Raw genomic sequence first — 16,423 nt, forward strand, 5'->3', positions numbered from 1 at the left:
CTGCCTGACGGAGCACGCTAGCCAAAGTGTGGCGCTTGTGTGAAGGCGGATGGCCGATATGCCCGATACGTTTTCGTGACCTTCGCGGGTGTGACGTGCGTCGGGGCGCACGGCCGTGTTCGCGCTGCCACAGTACGTGACCAGGGGCTTTGTGAAGGCGGGGGGAGACGGGTGAAGGCGGGTACGGACTGTCGGTGGGGCGGCCTAGACTCGGAAGGCGATGAGCAGCCTTTTCGACGACAGTTTCCTGGCGGACCTCCAGCCCTCCGACGAGCTTCCGCCACCGCCCGAGGAGCATGACGAGCATGCCCGCGAGGAGGTGCCGCACGATCTCTTCGAGGGGAAGTTCGACTCGCCCCCGGCGCCCAGGGACGCCTACCACCGCAACGGCTCGCCCCGTACGGTGGTGGACCCCGCCGCCCTGCTCGAAGGACTGAACGAAGAGCAGCGTGCCGCCGTCACGCACTCGGGTTCGCCCCTGCTCATCGTGGCCGGTGCGGGGTCCGGCAAGACGAGGGTGCTGACGCACCGGATAGCGCACCTGCTGGGCACCCGCCATGTCCATCCGGGCCAGATCCTGGCGATCACCTTCACCAACAAGGCCGCGGGCGAGATGAAGGAGCGCGTCGAGCAACTCGTCGGACCGCGCGCCGCCGCGATGTGGGTGATGACCTTCCACAGCGCGTGTGTGCGGATCCTGCGGCGCGAATCGAAGAGGCTGGGGTTCACGTCGTCGTTCTCGATCTACGACGCCGCCGATTCCAAGCGCCTGATGGCCCTGGTCTGCCGCGACCTGGAGCTGGACCCCAAGCGCTACCCGCCCAAGTCCTTCAGCGCCAAGGTCTCCAACCTGAAGAACGAGCTGATCGACGAGGAGACCTTCGCCGACCGGGCCGCCGACGGATTCGAGAAGACGCTCGCCGAGGCGTACCGCATGTACCAGGCCCGGCTGCGGGACGCCAATGCCCTGGACTTCGACGACATCATCATGACCACCGTCCATCTGCTCCAGGCGTTCCCCGATGTCGCGGAGCACTACCGGCGGCGGTTCCGGCACGTCCTGGTGGACGAGTACCAGGACACCAACCACGCCCAGTACTCACTCGTACGCGAACTGGTGGCCCCCTCCGGGCAGGGCGGTGGCGAGGACGGGGCCGGAGCCGGCCAGGACCGGGCCGAGCTGTGCGTCGTCGGTGACGCCGACCAGTCGATCTACGCCTTCCGGGGCGCCACGATCCGCAACATCCTCCAGTTCGAGGAGGACTACCCGGACGCGACGACGATCCTCCTGGAGCAGAACTACCGCTCCACCCAGACGATCCTGAGCGCCGCCAACGCGGTCATCGAGCGCAACGAGAGCCGTCGGCCGAAGAACCTGTGGACGAAGGCGGGCGCGGGCGCGCAGATCACCGGCTACGTCGCCGACACGGAGCACGACGAGGCCCAGTTCGTCGCCGACGAGATCGACCGGTTGACGGACGCGGGCGACGCCAGGGCGGGCGACGTCGCCGTCTTCTACCGTACGAACGCGCAGTCGCGCGTCTTCGAGGAGATCTTCATCCGGGTGGGCCTGCCGTACAAGGTCGTCGGCGGGGTGCGCTTCTACGAGCGCAAGGAGGTCCGCGACGTACTGGCCTACCTGCGGGTGCTGGCCAACCCGGAGGACAGCGTCCCGCTGCGCCGGATCCTCAACGTGCCCAAGCGCGGCATCGGGGAGCGCGCCGAGGCGATGATCGACGCCCTCGCCATGCGCGAGAAGATCACCTTCCCGCAGGCGCTGCGGCGGGTGGACGAGGCGTACGGAATGGCGGCGCGCTCCGCCAACGCCGTCAAGCGGTTCAACACGCTGATGGAGGAGCTGACCACGGTCGTCGAGTCGGGCGCGGGGCCCGCGACGGTCCTGGAGGCCGTACTGGAGCGGACCGGGTATCTGGCGGAGCTCCAGGCGTCGACCGACCCGCAGGACGAGACGCGGATCGAGAACCTCCAGGAACTGGCGGCGGTGGCGCTGGAGTTCGAGCAGGCGCGCGGCCAGGCAGGCGGCGGAGGAGAGGGCGGCGAGGGCGGTGAGGCCGCTGCCACGGGCACGGCCGAGACCGGCGGCGACGTGACCGACACCGCCACCGGTACCGGCACGGCGACGGACACCGCCGCCGATGACGCGACCGCCACTGCGACCGCGACCGCCGCCACCGGCACGCTCGCCGAGTTCCTGGAGCAGGTGGCGCTCGTCGCGGACTCCGACCAGATCCCCGACGAGGACGAGGACGGCTCCGGCGTCATCACGCTGATGACGCTGCACACGGCGAAGGGGCTCGAATTCCCCGTCGTGTTCCTCACGGGAATGGAGGACGGAGTCTTCCCGCACATGCGGGCGCTCGGCCAGACGAAGGAGCTGGAGGAGGAGCGGCGTCTCGCGTACGTGGGCATCACGCGCGCCCGCGAGCGCCTCTACCTGACCCGGTCGTCGATGCGGAGCGCCTGGGGGCAGCCCTCCTACAACCCGCCGTCACGGTTCCTGGAGGAGATTCCGGAACGGCACCTGGAGTGGAAGCGGACCGGGGCGCAGATCCCGGCCGGGCCGACCTCCGGGATCGCGTCCTCGTTGTCGTCCCTGTCCTCGCTGTCAGGGGCCTCGTCCGCTCGGAGCAGGACCGGCGGCCCGGCGGGCTTCGCCACCCGGCGGGCGACGGACAAGCCGGTGATCTCGCTGGCGGTGGGTGACCGTGTCACACACGACCAGTTCGGTCTTGGCACGGTGACGGCGGTGACGGGGACGGGCGCGGACGCGCAGGCGACGATCGACTTCGGCGACGCGAAGCCGAAGCGGCTGCTGCTGCGCTACGCGCCGGTCGAGAAGCTCTGAGGCGGTGCCGCCGGTCGTGCCGCCCCCGCCGGAACGGCTGGGGTGCGGCCGGCGGGTGAGTGGCCGGCGGCCAAGCGGTCCGCGGGTGCGAACGCGGTGCGTCCGGCTGTCCGGCCGTCCGAAAGGGGCGGCTCCCCGAGTGGGATCCGTCGATGGCCGAACCTCGGCCCAGGCCCTCGGCCCCCAGGCCCTCGGCCCCCGGGCCTACAGCGGGTTGAGGCCGTGGCTCTGCAGCCAAGCCAGCGGGTCGATCGCGGCGCCGCCGCCCGGCCGTACCTCGAAGTGGAGATGCGGGCCGGTCGAGTTGCCGGAGTTCCCCGAGTAGGCGATGACCTCGCCGGCCTTGACGGAGCCGGAGCGGATCTTCGTGCTGCTGAGGTGGCAGTACCACGTCTCGGTGCCGTCGGGCGCGGTCACGATGGCCATGTTGCCGTAGGCGCTGTTGTACTGGGTGCGGACCGTACCGTCGGTCGCGGCCATGACAGGCGTGCCGTACGACACGGGGAAGTCGATGCCGGTGTGCATGGACATCCAGTTGACGCCGGCCTGGCCGTACTGCGCGCTGAGGCCCTGCTGGGTGACGGGCAGTGCGAACTTGGGGCGCAGCGCTTCCTTGCGCGCCGCTTCCGCCGCGCGCCGCTTCTTCTCCGCGTCCTGCCGCTCCTTGAGGTCGATGCGTTCCTGCGTACGGCTGGCACGGTCACCGAAGTCACGCGCTTCGGCGCTGAGGGCCTCGAGCTGGGTGTCCAGCTTGTTGTTGGCCTGGCTGGCCGCGGCGGTCTGTACGGCCGCCGTGTCCTCGGCCGACGCCGTCGTGGTGGTCTCGTCCTGGCCTTCCTCGCCGCTGATGCCGCTGACGGAGGCGGCGGCGATACCGGCGACGCCCATCACGCAGGCGGAGGGTACGGCGACGGTGAGCAGCGCGGAACGCTTGGCGGGGGTACGGCGACGGCCCCTGCTGCCACCGCTGCCCGCCCGGCGGGCGGCCCGGGGTTCGACGGTTATGGCGGGAACGGTCATGGTCGGCGCCATGTGCACCGAGTCCGGGTCGAGGCCGGCGTCGGACCGGCCCCCGTCGTTCTCGGCGCCGGCCGGGTTCTCGCCGCCGTCGGCCGGGGAACCGGCTCCGGTGTCCGGGCCCGCCCCGGTGCCGGTGCCGCTGCCGGGTCCGGCTGATGCCCCGGTCTCCGTGCCGGAGGCGTCGTAGCCGCCCGGGGGCGTATCGAACTCGCCCTGGCCGTACGGCTCCTGGCCGTCGTACCCGGGGTGGTACTGCTCCGGGGCTACGGCTTCGGTGCCGAGGGAGTCCTGGTAAGGGTCCGACGACTCCGTCGCGCCGCCCGCCTGATCGGCCGTCGCAGTCGCCGAGTTCCAGGCGGTGGTGTCGTACGTTCCGGTGCCGAACGTGGGCGCCATCCACTGCTGGGTCGCCTCGTAACCCAGGGGTGCGGCCGGGAACTGGTCCGTCCCCGGCTGTGCTTTCTCGAACTGCACGCTCTCGAACGTGGTTCCGTCGAACCCGGCCGTCTCGAACCCAGCCGATTCGAACCCGGCTGTCTCGAATTGCGCCGCATCGAACTGCGCCGCATCGAATTGCGCCGCCTCGAACTGGGCTGCCTGAGCCGGATCGAACGGGGCGGTGATGACCTGGCCCGACGCGTCGTACCCGAACGGCGCCGCGTCGAACTTCCCTGTCTGCTCGGACCCGTTCAGCGGGCCCGTGAGCGGGTCGGCCTGGTTCCACGCGGTGGTGTCCCACTGCGCCGTGGCCTCGTACTGAGGAGTGGCGGGTGACGCGGTGGTGGCGTACGTGTCGTAGCCGCCCGTCTCGTACGCGCCGCTGTCCCACTGGGGGGTGGCGGCGTACTGCGGGACGTACTCACCATGGGAGGTGGCGGCCTCCTGGCCGCCGGGGAGGCTACCGAAGAGTGGATCTGCTTCGAAGGTGCCGTTGGTGCCGTTCTGGTAACCGTCGTATGCCGCGTACCCGGCGTGGGCGTGCTGGTCGTTCACCAACTTCTCTCTCGCCTCGGCAGCAGAACCAGGGTCTTCCGGGGGCCGGTCTCCTGCGTGAGCGGAGGGGACCCCAGAGGGAAAGCAGTGGCCGCGACTGTACCCGGCGGTATGCGACGGCGACAATCTTCAGCAAGTTTCGGTCCTTGTGGAAACGGGCATTCGGCCGTGTTTCGGCGAACTGCGGGCGCAGCTTTGGCCATATGTTCGAAGCATGTTCGAGCGTGAGTGTCTACGGGAGGCCAATCGACGAGGACGGGCCGACTCCGGAAGCCGGATGTCGCAGGGCCGGTCTCGGGCCTTGTGGCGTCGGCTGCTCGGAAGCCGCCGTCCGTCAGGCGACGACGGCCGATCCGTCGGGTACGAGATCGGCCTCCAGCGCCTGCCGGATTCCGGTGGCGACGGCAGGGTGGACCGGGAGGGCGAGATGGCCGAGGCCGCTCACGCGCACGTTGCGCGCCGGGAGGTCCGGATGCGCGATACGGGCCGTCTCCACGGGTGCCATCAGCTGGTCGTGGTCGCTCCAGAAGCTCACGAAGTGCGTACGGCAGCCCGGTGCGGGGAGCCGCAACTCCTCGATGACGGGGGATCCCGGCCGCATCTGCCGGACGACCGGGTGGGCGTTGGCGAGGGGGACCGCCGCCGTTCCCTCGTGCGGGGTACCCAGCGTGACCAGGGTGCGTATGCGGCTGTCACCGCTCAGTCGCTGAACGTAGTAGCGGGCGATCAGGCCGCCGAGGCTGTGGCCCACGACATCCACCCGGCCATGGCCGGTCCGGACGCAGATCTCCTCGATCTCCCGGCCCAGCAGCTCGGCCGCCGAACGGATGTCGCAGGTCAGCGGTGAGTAGTTCAGGGAGATCAGATAGGGCCAGCCGTGCCGGGCGAGGGACCGGCGCAGCAGTACGAACACGGAGCGGTTGTCGACGAAGCCGTGGATCAGTACGACCGGTGGGCGGGTGTGTCCCCCGGCCGGCAGCCGGCGCGTTTCCGGCGGCAGCGGGGTGGCTCGGCGCTCCTGGATGATCCCGGCCGGGTAGAGCGCGAGATGGCCGGTGAGGATGGCCAGGTCGAGGACCGAGGCGCGCAGGAGCGGAACGGGGAACCGCAGGAGGGGGACGCGGCCGAGGTGGCGCAGCAGTCCAGTGAGGACCGGCGTGAGCGGGAAGAACGGCGGGCGGGGCACGGGAAGCGAGGCCGGCCCGGGAAGCGCACTGAGCGGAGGCAGTGAGATGAGCGAAGGGAGTGAGGCGATTGAGGTGAGCGAGGGGAGTGAGGCGATTGAGGTGAGCGAGGGGAGTGAGGCGATTGAGGTGAGCGAGGGGAGCGATGGCGGCGGGAACGGCATGAGCGACGAACGCGAGAGCGGAAAGAGCGGCGGAATCTTCATGGCCGACCTCCGAACGGCACCCGGGAGGCGATCGAAGTCCCCCGCGTGCCCTCATGGAGCCGCCGCTGCCACCGGTCGGCGTCCGCCGTCCGGTCGACGCACCGGTACGGGCCCGAACAGCGGCGCCGCGCGGTCGGCGGGGCTGCGGAGCGGCACCCGTGGAGCGATCCCTGTGCGGCTCCCCTTGCTGTCGCTCCGGCCCGGTCCGGCTCAGGATCCGCGCACCACGCGAACGACGCAAAGCGAACAATGTCCCTCCGTGTGATTTCCCCCTCCCCGGCCGCCGTGAAACGGTCGCCTGCGGGATGCTGTGGATAACGTTCGTTCACTTCTCCGGGTCCTGATGGGCACGGGGGCCGGTGCCAAATGACGGTGCGGTCGGTATGTGGAGGCAGTGATGGGTGTGACGGGTCCGATCCGTGTGGTGATCGCCAAACCGGGGCTCGACGGGCACGACCGCGGGGCCAAGGTGATCGCGCGGGCGCTGCGCGACGCGGGTATGGAGGTCATCTACACGGGGCTCCACCAGACCCCGGAACAGATCGTGGACACGGCGATCCAGGAGGACGCGGACGCGATCGGTCTGTCCATCCTGTCCGGTGCCCACAACACGCTGTTCGCCAAGGTGATAGAGCTGCTGAAGGAGCGGGACGCGGAGGACATCAAGGTCTTCGGCGGCGGCATCATCCCGGAGGCGGACATCCCGCTGCTGAAGGAACAGGGCGTGGCGGAGATCTTCACCCCGGGCGCGACCACGACCTCGATCGTCTCCTGGGTCAACGAGAACGTGCGCCAGCCCGCGGGTGCGTGATCGCCGGACGCCGATCCCCGCGGACGTCCGGCCGGTCCCGGACGTCCGGCGATGCCTGGCGCCCGGTCGGCCGGCTCCTGGCGCGCGGCTGCCGGCCATGGGCGTCCGGGACCGGGCCGGGACGGCAGCCGACGGCAGCCACAGGCCGGCCGGGCGGTGGCGCGGCAGGGGCGAGGGACAGGGCCTCGTTTCGGCACGGTCCGGCTCGTGCGGCCGCGGCTCCTGCCGTCACGGCTCGTGCACCGGCACGGCTCGTACCGCCACACGGCCGTGCGAGCCGTCAGGTGGTCTCCGGCGGGTCCGACGGCGCCGTCAACTCCCGCAGCATCGCCTCGCGCAGCCGCAGGGTGGAGACCAGGCGCTGGAACGCCTCCGACCAGTAGCCGCCCGCGCCCGGTGACGCTCCCTCCGGCTCGTCCGGGGTGGCCGTGAGCAGTTCCAGACGGCCGGCTTCCGACGGGTCCAGGCAGCGCTCCGCCAGGCCCATGACCCCGCTGAAGCTCCAGGGGTAGCTTCCGGCGTCCCGGGCTATGTCGAGCGCGTCCACCACCGCACGGCCCAGTGGCTCCGCCCAGGGCACCGAGCAGACTCCCAGGAGCTGGAACGCCTCCGACAGTCCGTGCGCGGCGATGAACGCCGCGACCCAGGAGGCCCGTTCCCCGGCGGGCAGCGTGGCCAGCAGCTTGGCCCGCTCCGCCAGGGACGGGGATCCCTGGCTCGCGGCCGGGGACGCGGACGGCGGCCCGAGAAGCGCCGCCGACCACCGCGCGTCCCGTTGGCGGACCGCCGCCCGGCACCAGGCCGCGTGCAGCTCGTCCGCCCAGCCGTCCAGCACGGGCAGCGCGACGATCTCCTCGGGCGTACGGCCGCCGAGCCTGGCCGGCCAGCCGCCGAGCGGGGCCGCCTCCACCAACTGGCCCAGCCACCAGGACCGTTCGCCACGGCCCGCCGGGGCGGCCGCGAGGACGCCGTCCCGCTCCATGTCGGCGTCGCACTCATGTGGTGCCTCGACCGCGACGACCTGCCCCGCGCCCGTACGGTCCATGCCCACGCAGGTGGCCGCGCGCGCGGCCATCCGGGCCGCGAACGCCGAATCGGGCAGCGCGGAGAGCAGTTCGGCCGCGGTGGCGCGGACGTTGCGGCTGCGGTCCGCCAGGGCGCGCTCCAGGAACGGCTCGTCCGCCCCGGACAACCGCGTCCGAAGCGAATCGAGGAACATCAGCCGGTCCTCGGCGCGCTCGGTGGACCAGGTGGACGCCAAGAGCTCCAGGCCGGCGGCGGGATCACGGGTGCGGACGGCCGCGAGCAGCGCGATCCGCTCGGCGAACAGGCCCTCGTCCCACAGTCGGCGGACGCCCTCGGCGTCCCGCGTGTCCGGCAGGGTCGCGCTGCCGGACCCGCCACGCAGCGCGAACCGCCACTCCGGATTGAGCCGGGCGAGCCACAGCCCGCGCGGCCCCGCGAAGGCCAGTGCCCCCGGCCGCAGGTCGGTGCGCGCGCGGGCCGCGTCGAGCAGCGCCGGGAGCGCGGTGGCCGGGGCGCGGTAGCCGCGCTCGTTGGCGGTGGCCAGCCACTGCGGGAGCAACTCGGTCAGGTCGGGGACGGTGCTCCGCCGCCCGCCGCCTCCGGGACCGCCCGACCGGTCGGCGAGCAGTTGCGCGAGCCGTCGCGCGGCGGCTTCGGGCAACTCCTCCCGCTCGTCCCGGGGCGCGGGTTCGGGCCGGGCGGCGGCGCTCGCGGGCAGCAGGCCGGCCCTGCGTCGTACGGTGTGCAGCGCGGCGGCGTCCAGCAGGGCCGTGGGCTCGTCCCGACCCGGAGCCAGGATCCCCGGCGCGGGCCGGCGCCGGTCCGTGCCGAGCAGAGCCGTGGTGACCAGCTCCTCCCAGGACGTCCCCGGGCCGGCCGGGGAGCCACCGTGCGCCGCGTGGGGGAGGGCGGGGCCCGTGGCGGCACGGGGGCTCGTCGCGTGTGTGGAGTCCGCCGTCGGGCCGGTGGGGCCGGCCGCCCCGGACGTGCCGGTCGTGGTGCCCGCGCCGCCGTCACCCACGACGGTGCTCGCGCCGGTCGCCCTTCCGGCGGCACTCGCGGCCGGAGCGCTCCCGGCCGGCGTGCTCGCCGTCGCGGTGTCCGCTGCGGTGTTCTCCGTCGGGGTGTTCTCCGTCGGGGTGCTCGCGGTCGGGGTGCTCGCGGTGGTGCTGGTCATCAGGTCCTCCCGTACAGGCATCAGGTCCTTTCGGACCGCGTGGGGCGCGGTCACGTGAGCGGAACCGTCCCCGGTATGTCCTCGGCCCAGGCCGCCAACGGCTGGAAGCCGCGGTGGCCGCACTCGCCGAAGACCGAGACCGGGCCACCGCCCGACAGCGCCGCCAGCTTCCACAGCCCCGGCCGGGCGACGGCGGCGGACGTGAGGGGCAGCGCGGACGTGCCGTCCGCGTCGGCCAGTTGCCACCCGCCGTCCCGGGCGGGCACCGGCACGACCTCCCGCAGCGTCACCGGCCAGGAGTCCAGCCAGGGATCGTCGCGCAGCGCCCGGCCGTACGCCTCCACCGCGTCGGTGGTGGATCCGCCCGGCGGCGGTCCCTCGATGGGGCCGGGCGGGCCGAACTGCCGGCCCCAGTCCGCCCGCAGCGCTCCCGACCCCGCGTGCGGGACGACCTCCGCGTCGATCATCAGGCCCACCGGAAGTCCCAGCTCCGGTGAGCGGCCCGCCGCCCCGAAGGAGAGCAGCAGCGCCGATCGGCCCGAGTCCCGTCCGTACAACCGGATGCGGCGCGTGACGAGCTTGCCGTCCGAGGTGTCGTACTGGGCGAGGACCAGCCAGTGGTCCCGGACCGGCGCGCCCTCGGTGACCGACGGGAGCCCGACACGCGTGCGGACCGTCGCCGCCAGCGGTCCGGGCAGCCGGTCGAGCCCCAGCCAGCCGCTGGTCAGCAGGTGCAGCAGCGCGGACTCCTCCAGCAGCCGCACCGGCCAGCCGGGCCCCGAGCCGGGGACGGCGCCCAACTCCCGCACCCGGCCCGCGAGCCCGGGCGCCTGCGCGTCGACCATGCGGGCGGCCGTCTCCTCCCACAGGCCGTAACCCGACTGCTCCGCCGCGGCCAGTCCGCCGCGCAGCAGGTCCGTCAGCCGCTGTTCCAACTCCGTCGCCCCCGCCGTGATCCGGGCCGCCCGCCGGTCCGCCCTGCGCCTGGCCGCCTCGGGATCGGCCGGCGGCGCCGCCGCGCCGGCGTCCCCGCCCGCCCGGGCCGCGGCCTTCTCCTCGCTCCGCTTCCGGCGCCCTTCGAGCCATTCCCCGGCCCACTCGGGCACCTCCGACTCCGTCACGCCCCGCTCGTCCGCCGCCCAGAGCAGCAGCAGCCCCAGGGCGTGCTTGCACGGGAACTTCCGGCTGGGACAACTGCACTTGTACGCGGGCCCGGCCGTGTCGACCACGGTTTGATACGGCTTCTTGCCGCTGCCCTTGCACAGGCCCCAGACGGCCCCGTCGGCCGCACCCGCCTCCGACCACGGCCCGGCCGTGCTCAGCTTGCCGCCCGCTTTCCGCGACGCGTCGTCAGGAGCCAGCGCGAGCACCTGCTCCGTCGTCCAGCGCACCCCCGGTCCATTCATGACCACGACGTTAGGACGCCCCACTGACAATCGGCCTGACCTGCGTTTTCGGCGAGAACGCAACGGCGCCGTTTTGCCGGGCCTTTGCTACTCTGCGAGCTTCTACAAGCATGGATCCGGGGGGATCAGACCGATGAACCGCATCACGCGCATCACACGCATCACCGTCACCACGCTCGCCGTCACCGGCCTCGCGCTGGGCCTGGGCGCCTGCTCCGAGGCCGCCGACGAGGCGGCCAAGCAGGTCGACAAGGCCGTCAACGAGAAGTACGAGGTCACCTACGAGGTGACCGGGAAGAACGTCGACTCGATCGGCTTCCACGGCGGGGAGGGCGACGGCATGGAGCCGAAGATCGAGACGGTCGAGAAGCCCACGCTGCCGTGGAAGAAGACGGTCACGCTGCGGGGCATCATGCCGCCCGCCGTCATGCCGGCCGCCGCGGACCTGACGGGCGCCGAGGTCACCTGCAAGATCACGTACAAGGGCGAGGTGATCAAGGAGGAGTCCGCCGAGGGACTGGCGACGGCGGGCGGCTGCGTCGCGGTCTCGCCGATCGCGGACTGAGAGGTCCTGGCCCCACAGCCGGAGCCGGCAGCCGGTGGCGCACCCGGGATTGGGCTCCGGCCTGCGAAGACGGTCGATTGTCAGTGGCGTGGTGCACGGTGGAACCACATCCGGTCGACCGATCTGGGGGATCCATGACCGTGCCCGAAATTTCCGTGCCCGCGGGAGCCACGCCCGTGGAATCCGCTCCCGACGGCCCGGCGGGCGCCCACGGCCAGGCGCTGCGCCCGCATGCCGAGGACGCGTTCGCCGCCGAACTGGCCGCGCTGGCCGCCGCCGACGACCGGCCGCGGCCGGCCAGGTGGCGGCTGTCGCCCTGGGCCGTGGCGACCTACCTGCTCGGCGGTACCCTGCCGGACGGGACGGTGATCACGCCCAAGTACGTGGGGCCGCGCCGGATCGTCGAGGTCGCGGTCACCACGCTCGCCACCGACCGCGCGCTGCTGCTGCTCGGGGTGCCGGGCACGGCCAAGACCTGGGTCTCCGAGCACCTCGCGGCCGCCGTCAGCGGGGACTCGACCCTGCTGGTGCAGGGCACGGCCGGGACGCCCGAGGAGGCCATCCGCTACGGCTGGAACTACGCGCAGCTGCTCGCCCACGGCCCCAGCCGCGCCGCGCTGGTGCCCAGCCCGGTGATGCGGGCGATGTCCGAGGGCATGACCGCGCGCGTCGAGGAGCTGACCCGGATCCCCGCCGACGTGCAGGACTCGCTCATCACGATCCTTTCCGAGAAGACCCTGCCGGTGCCCGAGCTGGGGGAGGAGGTCCAGGCGGTCCGCGGCTTCAACCTGATCGCCACGGCCAACGACCGCGACCGGGGCGTCAACGACCTGTCGAGCGCGCTGCGCCGGCGCTTCAACACCGTCGTGCTGCCGCTGCCGGCCGACACGGAGGCGGAGGTCGACATCGTCTCCCGGCGCGTCGACCAGCTCGGGCGCTCGCTGGACCTGCCCGCGGCTCCGGACGGGATGGCCGAGATCCGCCGGGTGGTCACGGTCTTCCGTGAACTGCGCGACGGAGTCACGGCCGACGGCCGTACGAAGCTCAAGTCCCCTTCCGGCACGCTCTCCACGGCCGAGGCGATCTCCGTGGTCACCGGCGGCCTCGCGCTCGCCGCCCACTTCGGCGACGGAGTGCTGCGCCCCGGCGACGTGGCCGCCGGGATCCTCGGCGCCGTCGTCCGTGACCCGGCGGCGGACCGGGTGATCTGGCAGGAGTACGTCGAGACGGTGGTGCGCGAGCGGGAGGGCTGGAAGGACTTCTACCGTGCCTGCCGCGAGGTGAGCGCATGACGGGGGCACGCCGGGGCGCGGGCGCCGCGCCACGGGCGGGAGCGGCGCCCGCCCCCGGCGCCGGCCGTGGGCCCCGCCTGCTCGGGATCCGGCACCACGGCCCGGGATCAGCCCGGGCGGTCCGGGCGGCGCTCGACGCGGCCGGGCCACGGGCGGTGCTCGTCGAAGGGCCGCCCGAGGCGGACGCGTTGGTCGCGCACGCGGCGGACGAGGCGATGCGCCCGCCCGTCGCGCTGCTCGCGCACGCGGTGGACGATCCCGCCCGGGCGGCGTTCTGGCCGCTGGCCGAGTTCTCGCCGGAGTGGGTCGCGATCCGCTGGGCGCTGGAGCACGACGCGGTGGTGCGGTTCATCGACCTCCCGGCGGCGCACACCCTGGCCGAGCCGGCACCGGCCGAGGACGGGACGGACGCCGAAGCGGGTTCGGGCGAGAGGGCGCCGGCCGGGGGAACGGCGGGCCGGGAGGAGGGCGCGGGCGGCCGCGGGCGCGCGGCCACCGGCACGGGCCGCGACCAGGACGGCGACCGGGCCGACGCCCCCGACGCCCCCGGCACCGACGGCGAACGGCCACCGGACGAGGAAGGGCTGCGCGTCGACCCGATCGCCGTGCTCGCCGAGGCCGCCGGGTACGACGACCCGGAGCGCTGGTGGGAGGACGTCGTCGAGCACCGCGGCCCGGGCTCCGGCCCGGCCGGGGACCCCTTCGCCCCCTTCGAGGCGGTCGCCGAGGCCATGGCCGCGCTGCGCGCGGAGTTCGGCGACGGCGGGCGACGGCGCGACCTCGTCCGCGAGGCCCACATGCGCCTCCAGCTGCGGGCCGCCCGCAAGGAGTTCGGGGACGACGGCGTCGCCGTCGTCTGCGGGGCCTGGCACGTGCCCGCGCTCGGCGAGAAGACGACCGTCACCGCCGACCGCGCCCTGCTCAAGGGGCTTCCCAAGGTCAAGACCGAGCTGACCTGGGTGCCCTGGACGCACCGCCGCCTGGCCCGGCGCAGCGGCTACGGCGCGGGCATCGACGCGCCCGGCTGGTACGCGCACCTCTTCGGCGCGCCCGACCGGCCCGTGGAGCGCTGGCTCACCAAGGTCGCCGGGCTGCTGCGGGAGGAGGACCGGATCGTCTCCTCCGCGCACGTCATCGAGGCGGTACGGCTCGCGGAGAGCCTCGCCGTCATGCGGGGCCGCCCGCTGGCCGGTCTCACCGAGACCCTCGACGCCGCCAGGGCCGTGCTGTGCGAGGGCTCCGACGTACCACTCGGGCTCATCACGGACCGGCTGGTCGTCGGCGACGCGCTGGGCGAGGTCCCCGACACGGTCCCCGCCGTACCGCTCCAGCGCGACCTCACCCGGCTCCAGCGCTCGCTCCGCCTCAAGCCGGAACTCCTGGAACGGGAGCTGGACCTCGACCTCCGCAAGGAGAACGACACGGCGCGCAGCGCGCTGCTGCACCGGCTGGCCCTGCTCGGGGTGGACTGGGGCGAACCGGCCGGCGGACGCGGCGGCACCGGCACCTTCCGGGAGAGCTGGCGGCTGCGCTGGGAGCCCGAGTTGTACGTACGGGTCGCGGAGGCCGGCGTCTGGGGTACGACCGTGGACTCCGCCGCCACCGCCAAGGCCATGTCCCGGGCCCGGTCGGCGACCGCGCTCGCCGAGGTCACCGCCCTGGCCGAGCGGTGCCTGCTCGCTTCGCTCCCCGCCGCCCTGCCGACCGTGATGCGGGCCCTGGCCGACCGGGCCGCGCTGGACGCCGATGTCGGCCACCTCGCCGAGGCGCTGCCGGCGCTGGCCCGCTCGCTGCGGTACGGGGACGTGCGGTCGACCGACACCACGGCGCTCGGCGGAGTGGCGGCCGGGCTCGCCGAGCGGATCTGCGTCGGGCTGCCACCGGCGTGCGCCGGGCTCGACGCGGACGGAGCGGCCGGCATGAGGACGCATCTCGACAACGTCCACGGCGCGATGGCGCTGCTCCCGGACATCGACGGGCGGGACCTGGCCGGGCGCTGGCGGGCGGTCTTGCGCGTCCTCGCCGAACGGGACACGGTCCCGGGCGTCATCAGGGGCCGCGCCGCGCGGATCCTGCTGGACGACGGGCGGCTGGCGGAGGACGAGGCCGCACGGCTCATGAGCCTCGTCCTGTCGCCCGGCACGCCCCCGGCCGACGCGGCGGCCTGGGTCGAGGGCTTCCTCGGCGGCGCGGCCGGCGGCGGCATGCTCCTGGTCCACGACGAACGCCTCCTGGCACTGGTGGACGCCTGGCTGACCGGGGTGCCCGCCGACTCCTTCACGGACGTGCTCCCGCTGCTGCGCCGCACCTTCGCGGCGTACGAACCGGGTGTGCGCCGCACGCTGGGCGAGCTGGTCCGGCGCAACCCCGCAGAAGGTGGGGCCGGAGGAGCCGTCGGGGCCGGCGGGGCGGCCGGGGAGTCGGCGGCCGGCGTGCCCGGCTTCGGTCAGGGACTCGACCGGGCGCGCGCGGACGCCGTGCTGCCGGTGGTCCGGCTCCTGCTCGGCTCCGCCGCCCCGGACGGTGCCGCAGCCCTGTACGGCGCCGCCCGGTCGGACGGCGCGGACAACGACGATCTTGTGGGGGTGGCGGGATGACCGCGGCGGGAACGGCCGTGACCGGCCGGAGCGGTGACGCCGGCGACGGCCGCGAGGCCGCCGACCGGGCCGCCGACGAGCGGCTGCGGCGGTGGCGGCTGGTACTCGGCGGGGAGGACGCCGACGGCACGGGCCGCGCGCTCGCCGGGAGCGACGTGGCGATGGACGGCGCGCTGTCCGCGCTGTACGGCTCGGGACGGCGGCGCGGCGGGAACGCGGCCGACCGGAGCGCGGGTCTCGGCGCCTCCGCGCCGTCCGTCGCCCGCTGGCTCGGGGACATCCGGACGTACTTCCCCAGCTCCGTCGTCCAGGTCATGCAGCGCGACGCGATCGACCGGCTCGGTCTGTCCGCGCTGCTGATGGAGCCGGAGATGCTGGAGGCGGTCGAGGCCGACGTCCACCTCGTCGGCACCCTGCTCTCGCTCAACAAGGCGATGCCGGAGACCACCAAGGAGACCGCGCGCGCCGTGGTCCGCAAGGTGGTCCAGGACATCGAGAAGCGGCTGGCGACCCGGGCGCGGGCCACCCTTTCCGGTGCCCTGGACCGGTCCGCGCGGATCAGCCGGCCACGCCACCGGGACATCGACTGGGACCGCACGATCCGGGCGAACCTCAAGAACTACCTCCCGGAGCACGGCACGGTCGTCCCGGAGCGGCTGATCGGCTACGGCCGCGCGTCGCGGTCCGTGAAGAAGGAGATCGTCCTCTGCGTCGACCAGTCGGGTTCGATGGCGGCGTCCGTCGTGTACGCCTCCGTCTTCGGCGCGGTCCTGGCCTCCATGCGCTCCATCAGCACCCGGCTCGTCGTCTTCGACACGGCCGTCGTGGACCTCACCGACGAGATCGAGGACCCGGTCGACGTCCTGTTCGGCACCCAGCTGGGCGGGGGCACGGACATCAACCGCGCGCTCGCCTACTGCCAGTCGCGGATCACCCGGCCCGCCGACACCGTCGTCGTCCTGATCAGTGATCTCTACGAGGGAGGCATACGCGACGAGATGCTCAAGCGGGTCGCGGCGATGAAGGCCTCGGGCACGCAGTTCGTGGCGCTGCTCGCGCTCTCCGACGAGGGGACACCGGCGTACGACCGTGAGCACGCGGCCGCGCTCGCCGCCCTGGGTGCCCCGGCCTTCGCCTGCACGCCGGACCTGTTCCCCGAGGTGATGGCGGCGGCGATCGAGAAGCGTCCCCTGCCCGTGCCGGAGGGCTGACGGGCCGGCGAGGCCACCGCCGATGGTCTGGACCGCAGGGTTCCGCTCTGTGACAGGTATCACCGCTCA

10 protein-coding genes are annotated in these 16,423 nt (G+C 73.4%); 6 read left to right on the plus strand and 4 right to left on the minus strand.

What is annotated here, in order from left to right; all coding sequences use genetic code 11:
• Positions 1 to 220: 220 nt before the first annotated feature.
• A complete protein-coding gene (locus ACU6P3_RS20800; RefSeq protein WP_447193600.1) occupies positions 221 to 2,866 on the plus strand; it encodes an ATP-dependent DNA helicase in 2,646 nt (881 codons plus the stop codon).
• Positions 2,867 to 3,070: 204 nt separating this feature from the next.
• On the opposite strand, the gene ACU6P3_RS20805 is transcribed toward ACU6P3_RS20800, so the two are convergent.
• Together ACU6P3_RS20805 and ACU6P3_RS20810 are read right to left on the minus strand one after the other, a co-directional pair.
• Positions 3,071 to 4,879 (minus strand): M23 family metallopeptidase, encoded by a 1,809-nt coding sequence (locus ACU6P3_RS20805; protein ID WP_447193601.1) that lies wholly within the window; start codon positions 4,877 to 4,879, stop codon positions 3,071 to 3,073.
• Positions 4,880 to 5,213: 334 nt separating this feature from the next.
• Complete coding sequence (locus ACU6P3_RS20810; RefSeq protein ID WP_447193602.1) at positions 5,214 to 6,065, minus strand: esterase/lipase family protein; 852 nt, start codon at positions 6,063 to 6,065, stop codon at positions 5,214 to 5,216.
• A 601-nt stretch (positions 6,066 to 6,666) separates the two neighbouring features.
• Here ACU6P3_RS20810 and icmB point away from each other — a divergent pair.
• Positions 6,667 to 7,080: a coenzyme B12-dependent isobutyryl CoA mutase small subunit gene (icmB, locus tag ACU6P3_RS20815; RefSeq protein ID WP_030747301.1), complete on the plus strand. Its 414-nt coding sequence runs from the start codon at positions 6,667 to 6,669 to the stop codon at positions 7,078 to 7,080.
• A gap of 280 nt (positions 7,081 to 7,360) precedes the next feature.
• Here icmB and ACU6P3_RS20820 read toward each other — a convergent pair whose 3' ends face one another.
• The gene (locus tag ACU6P3_RS20820; protein WP_447193603.1) at positions 7,361 to 9,283 is read right to left on the minus strand and encodes a DUF5691 domain-containing protein; all 1,923 of its coding nucleotides are present in this window, start codon (positions 9,281 to 9,283) and stop codon (positions 7,361 to 7,363) included.
• 50 nt (positions 9,284 to 9,333) lie between these two features.
• Positions 9,334 to 10,689, minus strand: a complete 1,356-nt coding sequence (locus ACU6P3_RS20825) for an SWIM zinc finger family protein (protein ID WP_447193604.1) — start codon at positions 10,687 to 10,689, stop codon at positions 9,334 to 9,336.
• A 133-nt stretch (positions 10,690 to 10,822) separates the two neighbouring features.
• Here ACU6P3_RS20825 and ACU6P3_RS20830 point away from each other — a divergent pair, with 133 nt between their 5' ends.
• From ACU6P3_RS20830 to ACU6P3_RS20845, 4 genes are all read left to right on the plus strand, one after another.
• Positions 10,823 to 11,254, plus strand: a complete 432-nt coding sequence (locus tag ACU6P3_RS20830) for an MmpS family transport accessory protein (protein WP_447193605.1) — start codon at positions 10,823 to 10,825, stop codon at positions 11,252 to 11,254.
• A gap of 134 nt (positions 11,255 to 11,388) precedes the next feature.
• Entirely contained in the window at positions 11,389 to 12,546 is a 1,158-nt protein-coding gene (locus tag ACU6P3_RS20835; RefSeq protein ID WP_447193606.1) for an ATP-binding protein, read from the plus strand.
• The gene (locus ACU6P3_RS20840) at positions 12,543 to 15,143 is read left to right on the plus strand and encodes a DUF5682 family protein (RefSeq protein ID WP_447193607.1); all 2,601 of its coding nucleotides are present in this window, start codon (positions 12,543 to 12,545) and stop codon (positions 15,141 to 15,143) included. The genes ACU6P3_RS20835 and ACU6P3_RS20840 overlap by 4 nt, the downstream gene beginning before the upstream one ends.
• A complete protein-coding gene (locus ACU6P3_RS20845) occupies positions 15,140 to 16,354 on the plus strand; it encodes a VWA domain-containing protein (RefSeq protein WP_447193608.1) in 1,215 nt (404 codons plus the stop codon). Before ACU6P3_RS20840 ends, ACU6P3_RS20845 begins: the two co-directional genes overlap by 4 nt.
• Positions 16,355 to 16,423 lie beyond the last annotated feature (69 nt).

Source organism: Streptomyces hebeiensis, assembly GCF_052983195.1.